An 8,019-nucleotide genomic window follows, 5' to 3' on the forward strand; every position below is an offset into this window, starting at 1 on the left:
CGCGGGGATGGGGGGACTTCAACAGACCGCAATCAACTGTGGTCAGCCAAACATCAAACCAGAAAAGTCCCCCCTATCCACCCCTGGCGAGGTTGCCTCGCGACATGAGAACGCCCTAAAGGACTCGGCTTCGCCGTCGCGCACTCCCGTCACGACGGGGCTTCCTCTGACTTCGTAATAGTTAATGTAATTTTATGGGTGAGGTAATAGGTAATGGTGACAAGTTAAGATGATTTGTCTTTGGTCAAATTCCGATCTTGAGAGCGGTTATAGACTATCCTCTCTTTTACTCCCTTCCCAATAAAAGATTAGGTAGGCAATGAGAATATATAATTGAGCGTATTCTGAACTTGTTGAGCTGAGAGGAATTGATTAGAAGCAAAGAACTGAATTAACTGTTGCGGATGGTGGTAGTAAAGTTTCTGCCACTGTTTGGCATCAAAAGGCTTATTTTGCAAAGCTTTTATTTGATTCATTGGTGTTTGCTTCACTATTTACCTAATCTTACATCGGGAAGGGAGTATGAGCTTGTTGTCTATTTTCTAAATTATTTTTGGCATTTTTAGCAATACTTTTTTCTCGATCTTTTAATAATTCTCTTAATGTATCTGATGAAGTATTGGGGTTTTCAGTAACAGCTTGACGAACATATTTGCTACAATCTGTTTTTAATTTATCTAAAATGATTGCAGTTGTTCGAGTATTTTCTGCTATTCCTTGGCGTACAGTATGTATAGAGTCAGTGGATAAATATTCGATAATTTCTAAAGATATATTTTTATTTCTGGCGATTCTTTCGCGAACATATTTATTTTCATCAGTTTTGAGTCGATCTAAAATATTAACTGGTGTTTGATGTATTTCGGCAACTCCTTGACGAACCAAATGGTCTGAACTTGTTGCTAAATTTTTGACAATTTCTGTTTCTAAAGTTTCTAATGTTACATTAATGTTTTTAGGAAAGCCGATATGAATATAAGAGTCACGATCTTGAGTTAATATAGTCAAAATATCAAATAACATCAAAGGATGACTATCTTTAATTAATGTCTTTAAAATATTAAGTGGAATACAAGGATTCATGGCTAGCTGTCGTCGAATATAAAAAGAACTATCTTGGGACAAAATAGCTATTATTTTTTCAGATATATCAGAGCGTTGAGCAATTGCAGCACGTACAAAACGAGAGCTATCTTGAACTAATCGCTCCAGAATATCTTGGGATGTTTTTATGTTTTTGACAACATATTTTCGGACATCTTCGTTACTATCTAAGCTGAGTTTATTTAGAAGATCGATGGAAATATTGGGATGCCGAGCTACTAACGCACGAGTATAATAGTCTTGGTTATTAGCTAATTTTTCTAAAATATGATGAGGAGTATTATTACTTTCATTCATAAATTCTATAATTGCAACAGCAGTCTGAGAAATATTGGGATGTTTTAAGACTACCTTGTGAATTCCCCCCCTTATCTCTCGATAACTAGCTAGTTTGTCTAGGGTTTTCGTAGCTGTTTTAGGATTATTTATTACTGCTCTACATACAAAATAGGATCTATTAACAATTAACTTATCTAAGATTTCTTCTGAGGTATTAGGATTTTTAGCAATTGCTGTGAGTATGTCTCTGTCCTGGTTTTCTTCTGTTGCTAGCTTTTCTAATGTTTTCTCTAAAGTATGAGAACTTCTTGCTAAAGATAATTTAATAAATTTGCTTTCAGGATTCTCTAATAACAACAAATCAAAGATAGAATTAGCTGTAATGTCATCAGGAAATTCTTGACCTAATTTTTCTAATACTTTTATGGGAGTATTAGGATTTGCTGCTACATATTGACGAGTTACTCGATCTTCACTTCTCGCTAATTCTGTTAATGTTTCTGGTGTAGTATTTTCATCTTGTGCTTGCTGTCTTGCTTGTTCAATATTCATATAGATATTACTTTAACATCAAAGATTTCACTGAGTCATAGTTATTACTGGTGTCACTATAGTTATGATTACCATACTGATAAAGTAGGCATCAGTTAACAACCAACAAAAATCAAAATGTTAGACTAGATTTCTGTACTTTGGGAATTCTCTCAGATCGCGATCGGGCGGAGCCTGGCACTGCGTGATCGCTGTCATTCTTAATTTAGTTTGTCAGACTACGATAGAGAATAACCAGCGATTAGTTGATAAATCAATAAATGAACGAGTTTGCTCAATATTATAAAGTTTTAGGTTTAGAAATAACAGCAACCTCCGCAGAGGTCAAACAAGCTTATCGCAGTTTAGCAAAGAAATGGCATCCCGATCGCTTTGTTAACCAACCACAACTACGAGATAAAGCGCAACAGGAAATTCAAAAAATCAATCAAGCTTACGAGGTTTTAAAAAACTATATACCTCAAGAGCAAACTGTTAGTAATAGAACAAATGTTAGTAGTAATTATAGAGTACAAACTACAAAAAATGCCCCAGAAATTCATTATCAAAGAGGAGTAGAATTTGCTGAGACTGAACAATATGAAGATGCGATCGCAGAATTTTCCCGTGCTATAAAATTAGACCATGATTATCTAAAAGCTTATCAGTATCGAGGCTTTATTCTTTCCAAGTTAGGTTATGAGTTGCGTGCTAATAGTGACTTTAGAATGGTGGCTGGTCTTAAGTTAAAACAAAAAACTCAACCAGCAGAAAAGGAAAAGGTAAATAACTATAATTATTCCAATACTAGCAATATACAATATAATCAATATTGGCAATGTTGGCAGACGTTACTAGCTCACAGAAAAACAGTATCTTCTATTATTACTAGTCAAAATAATCAATTTTTTGTAAGTAGTAGTCATGATGGAAATATTAAGTTATGGCGTACTTCTACAGGACGAGTTATGGCAACTTTAAAAGGCAATTCTGTGGCGATTAACAGTTTAACTTTAAGTAGTAGTGATAAAATTTTAATTACTGGCAATCAAGATCGTACAATTCGCTTTTGGAACTTAGAACAAAAAAAAGCATTAACAACTCTTAGTAATAAATTTTCTCAACATTTTCAAGAGATAATTGCAGTTGCTTTAGATTCCCGTACTAACACTTTAATTAGTGCTGGTGCAGACAATCTGATTAAGATTTGGGATTTAGATCGAGGAACACAAATCAAAAACATTGCTTGTAAATCGGCTGATATTACTTGTCTAGCACTTAATGAACGTCAAGGATATTTTTGTAACGGCGGTTTGGAAAGACAGTTAAGAATTAGAGCAATAAAAACAGGTAAAGTTATTCTTTCTTTACGAGGTGATTCAGGAGTTTTTAGTTTAGCATTTAGTCCTAATGGTAAATATTTAGCAGTAGGGCAAATTAACTGTCAAATTCAAATTTGGAATTTAGAAACTGGTCAAAGACATAATATTCTAATTGGACATCAAGATCGCATTTCTACTTTAACTTTTAGTACTGATAATAAGACTTTAATTAGCGGTAGCTGGGATACAAGTATTAAATTATGGAATATAGAAATGGGTATTTTAATAGATACTTTACAAGATCATAAAAGTGCTGTTTCAGCTTTAGCTATTACACCAGATAGAAAAACTATTATCAGTGGCAGTCGTGACTGTACTATTAAGATGTGGAGAACTAAGATCGTTTAATATTTATCAATTTACGTAAGTAAAATATCCTAGATATAGACAAGTAATAATAGGGACGATTTTTCAATATAGAAATCAATCGCAATGAAATTATGAAACTGGGAGTTGCTGTTTTAGGAGTAGGACGCTGGGGTGTTCATTTTGTGCGAAACTTTTTAGAACATCCCCAAACAGAATTAATAGCAGTAGTAGATAGCTACGAAGATAGCTTAACTCGCTGTCAGGAAAGATTTGATTTAAACTCCAATAAAGTCTTATTAACTACTCATTGGGAAAAGGTTAAACGGTTAACTAATTTAGATGCGGTGGTGGTTGCGACTCCTGCAACGACTCATTACAGTATTATTCAGGATGCTTTGCAATCTGGTTATCATGTTTTAGCGGAAAAACCTCTCACTCTCGATCCCGCAGAGTGCTTAGAATTAACAGAATTAGCCAGGAGTAAAAATTTACAGCTATTAGTAGACCATACTTATCTATTTAACTCCACTGTCACCAAAGGTCAGGAAATCATCGCAGCCAAAGAATTAGGAGACTTACGCTATGGTTATGCAACTCGCACTCATTTAAGTCCTGTACGTCAGGATGTTGATGCATTATGGGACTTAGCAATTCATGATATCGCTATTTTTAACTATTGGTTAGGAGAAAGCCCTATTCAAGTACAAGCGAAGGGACAAACTTGGTTACAAAAAAATAGTGTTATGCCTATTTCATCGCAACCAGGTTTAGCCGATATGGTGTGGGTAACTCTTTACTATCCCAGTGGTTTTCAAACTCATATTCATTTGTGTTGGTTAAACCCTGATAAGCAGCGTCGTTTGTGTGTAGTGGGTAGTCAGGGGACACTAATCTTTGATGAAATGGCTCAGGAAACCCCCTTAACCATTCAACAAGGATACTTTGCTCAAGAAGGAGAAAATTTTATCCCTCAAGGACAATCTCGCAGGGCAATAGATGTAGAGAAAAATGAACCTTTAAGTCAAGTATGCGATCGCTTTATTCAAAATATTTTAGCAAACAAACAAGACAATTTCTCTTCTGGAAAAGTAGGCGCAGAGTTAGTTAAAGTGTTACGAGCCTTAACCACCTCCCTCGAACAACAAGGAAACATTATTAATTTATAACCGCAATCGCAGAATCAATTATCTAAAAAATCTCACTCAAATCTAAGATAAATCCTGGTAAAATATCTTCTCCCGATAAAGTTTGAGGATTATCTAGAATCTCTACCTGTTTTCCGATACGATATATTTCCACTGTTTTTGCTGCTGGTTCGATTAACCAACCAAGTCTAACGCCATTACTGATATATTCCTGCATTTTTGCCCGTAAGTCTTCATAGCGTTGATTTTTAAGATCGCTAGGACTAACAAGCTCAATCACAAAATCAGGAACGATGGGAGGGAAACCTTCTTTTTCTTTTAGAGTTAAGCTGTTCCATCTCTCTGCTTTAATCCAACTAACATCGGGACTTCTTCTCGCACCGTTGGGTAAAACAAAAATGGTTGAAGAATCAAAAGCTTCTCCAAGTTTTTTTTGACGATTCCAATTTCCCAAATCCAAGTATAAGTTGAAATTTTTTCTCCCTGCTTCACCACCAGTGGGACTCATAACAATTAATTCTCCATCTTTGGTTAACTCCATGCGAGCTAATTGTTCGGCGTATGCTAGTTGCTCGAATTGCTCTGGAGTTACCTTAAATCCCTTGGGTACGGAAATCGCTTCCATTTTTCTTGTCTACTCAATGTCTTTGATTACTATTTTAAGGCTTGTAACTTAATCGGTTTGATTTAAAGAGCGATCGCATTTTGTTCGTTGTCTAGTAGGTTTTTAACTTTAGGAAAGTAGAAAATTTTGTTTAATTACCAATATTCTGCACCTTGAACTTGATGCTCCGACAGGTTTTTAACTTCTGGCTCATGCATTTCTTCAGCCCTATCAAAAAGAGCTTTGAAAATACGATCTTCTTTTTCATTTAGACGGTATCTAGTAATAAGCGTCTCAGAAGCAGAAGGAGGCAAGTAAGCTGAATAATGCAAATACAATTTTCCATATTTTAGGGAGAATATAGCTTCAAGATCGGTTTCAGGTATAGCACCAGATAGATATAAATAAGAACCTACTTGTGCTTTCAAAAGATTGCGTGACTCTTCCCACGATATGTATGAAGTATATCCAAAAAGACTCGGTCTAAGACCTGATGGCAGGGGTGATTTGTTTACCTCTTTAACCTCATCAAAAATTTTGGTCAGTGGAGTAATTTTTTCCACATAAAAATTGAATTCACGACTATACAAAGAGTAATTTGTAATAGTTCCTTGCAATACATAACTTTTCAATATTTCCGAAGGTCGTCCATCAAACCATCCATTTAATTCTGAATGGGGCGGTTGCCATAAAAAGAATGTCTTTCCTTCTCTTGGGCAATATTCTTCCCATTCCAATACAATTTGATAAGAATGATTAATCTTTGGCAATAGTTTACTAAGCTCTACTTTTTCGGTAAAGCTCAAATCCCAACAGAGTTTAGCCCAACTCATACTTTGTACTTTGAAATAAGTAGATAATCTTTACCTCCCGAACTTACTTGTACAATATGATGATCGCCCTGTTACCCTTCACTCTCAATCTTAAATATTCTTACTCTTTATACCTATAACAGAGTAAATCGTTAATAATTAATATCTACTTACTATTCACTGTTTACCTAATAATTATTTTATGTCCTTCGTTGGTTTACACATTCATAGTGATTACAGCCTTTTAGACGGCGCATCTCAGATAAATCCTTTGATAGATCGGGCGTTAGAATTGGATATGCCAGCGATCGCACTTACCGATCATGGTGTAATGTATGGTGCGATCGAGTTAATTAAAACCTGTAAAAAGAAAGGTATTAAACCCATTATTGGTAACGAGATGTACGTTATTAATGGGGATATTGACTACAGTAAAACCAAAAAGAAATATAAGAAATATCATCAAGTTGTTTTAGCAAAAGATACCCAAGGCTATAAAAATTTAGTCAAGCTTACTACGATTTCCCATTTGCAAGGTTATCAAGGAAAAGGTATTTTTGCTCGTCCTTGCATTAACAAAGAACTATTAGAAAAATATCACGAAGGGCTGATTGTTACCAGTGCTTGTTTAGGAGGAGAAGTACCCCAAAGAATTTTATCAGGAGATTTAGCAGAAGCACGTAAAGTTGCCAAATGGTATAAAGATGTTTTTGGTGAAGATTATTATTTAGAAATTCAAGATCATGGTTCACAAGAAGACAGAATAGTTAATATAGAATTAGTTGAAATCGCCAAAGAATTAGATATTAAAATTGTTGCTACCAACGATTCCCATTTTATCTCTTGTTACGATGTAGAATCCCACGACGCACTATTGTGTATACTCACAGGAAAACGCATCACTGATGAAAAACGCCTCCGCTATTCTGGTACAGAATATTTAAAATCTGCTGATGAAATGAAGTTACTATTTCGCGATCATTTAGAAGATGAAATAATAGAAGAAGCGATTAATAATACTGTAGAAGTAGCAGATAAAATTAAACCTTACAATATATTTGATGAACCGCGCATTCCTGATTATATAGTACCTTCAGGACATACGGCTGATAGTTATTTAGAAGAAATTACCTGGCAGGGATTAATAGAAAGACTCAAATGTCGCCATCATTCAGAAGTATCTCCAGAATACAAAAAAAGATTGCTTTCCGAGCTAAAAGTAATGCAAGAAAAAGGTTTTTCTACTTACTTTTTAGTAGTTTGGGACTATATTAAACACGCTAGAGATAGAAGCATTCCTGTAGGGCCAGGAAGAGGAAGTGCAGCAGGTTCTTTAGTTGCTTATGCCTTAAAAATAACCAATATCGATCCTGTGCATCATGGCTTGTTATTCGAGCGTTTTCTCAACCCAGAAAGAAAATCTATGCCTGATGTTGATACTGATTTTTGTATCGAAAGAAGAGACGAAATGATCGAGTATGTTACAGAAAAGTATGGTGCAAGTAATGTAGCGCAAATTATCACTTTCAACCGCCTAACATCAAAGTCTGTATTAAAAGATGTCGGTAGAGTGTTAGGAGTAAGTTATGGTGATGCAGATCGCCTAGCAAAATTAATTCCTGTAGCCCGTGGAAAACCTGCAAAACTAAAAGTAATGATCTCAGAAGATAGCCCCGATCCTGAGTTTAAAAAAGCCTATGACAGTGAAATAGTTAAAACCTATGATGACAAAAAAGAAGAAGTCGGCACAATAAGTGTTAAGCATTGGATCGATATGGCAATTCGCATTGAAGGAACTAATAAAACCTTTGGTGTTCATGCAGCAGGAGTAGTTATTTCTTCCCAACCATTAG

Annotated in this window: 7 protein-coding genes; 3 read left to right on the forward strand and 4 right to left on the reverse strand. The window is 35.2% G+C overall.

Annotated features, from left to right (window positions below):
• Window positions 1–308 precede the first annotated feature (308 nt).
• A complete protein-coding gene (locus H1P_RS28760; protein ID WP_144874198.1) occupies window positions 309–491 on the reverse strand; it encodes a hypothetical protein in 183 nt (60 codons plus the stop codon).
• 13 nt (window positions 492–504) lie between these two features.
• The gene (locus H1P_RS28765; protein WP_144874200.1) at window positions 505–1,935 is read right to left on the reverse strand and encodes a hypothetical protein; all 1,431 of its coding nucleotides are present in this window, start codon (window positions 1,933–1,935) and stop codon (window positions 505–507) included.
• Between the two features lie 260 nt (window positions 1,936–2,195).
• Here H1P_RS28765 and H1P_RS28770 point away from each other — a divergent pair, with 260 nt between their 5' ends.
• On the forward strand, window positions 2,196–3,644 hold the full coding sequence (locus H1P_RS28770; protein ID WP_144874202.1) for a DnaJ domain-containing protein: 1,449 nt from the start codon (window positions 2,196–2,198) through the stop codon (window positions 3,642–3,644).
• Window positions 3,645–3,736: 92 nt separating this feature from the next.
• Window positions 3,737–4,771: a Gfo/Idh/MocA family protein gene (locus H1P_RS28775; protein WP_144874204.1), complete on the forward strand. Its 1,035-nt coding sequence runs from the start codon at window positions 3,737–3,739 to the stop codon at window positions 4,769–4,771.
• Between the two features lie 22 nt (window positions 4,772–4,793).
• On the opposite strand, the gene H1P_RS28780 is transcribed toward H1P_RS28775, so the two are convergent.
• Both H1P_RS28780 and H1P_RS28785 read right to left on the reverse strand, forming a co-directional pair.
• Entirely contained in the window at window positions 4,794–5,375 is a 582-nt protein-coding gene (locus H1P_RS28780; RefSeq protein WP_144874206.1) for a Uma2 family endonuclease, read from the reverse strand.
• Window positions 5,376–5,509: 134 nt separating this feature from the next.
• The gene (locus H1P_RS28785; RefSeq protein ID WP_144874208.1) at window positions 5,510–6,187 is read right to left on the reverse strand and encodes a hypothetical protein; all 678 of its coding nucleotides are present in this window, start codon (window positions 6,185–6,187) and stop codon (window positions 5,510–5,512) included.
• A 181-nt stretch (window positions 6,188–6,368) separates the two neighbouring features.
• Between H1P_RS28785 and dnaE the strand changes: the two genes are divergently transcribed.
• Window positions 6,369–8,019: DNA polymerase III subunit alpha (gene dnaE / locus H1P_RS28790; protein ID WP_144874210.1), on the forward strand; the 1,651-nt coding region annotated here is incomplete at its 3' end.

The organism is Hyella patelloides LEGE 07179, assembly GCF_900659865.1.
Lineage (GTDB): Bacteria > Cyanobacteriota > Cyanobacteriia > Cyanobacteriales > Xenococcaceae > Hyella > Hyella patelloides.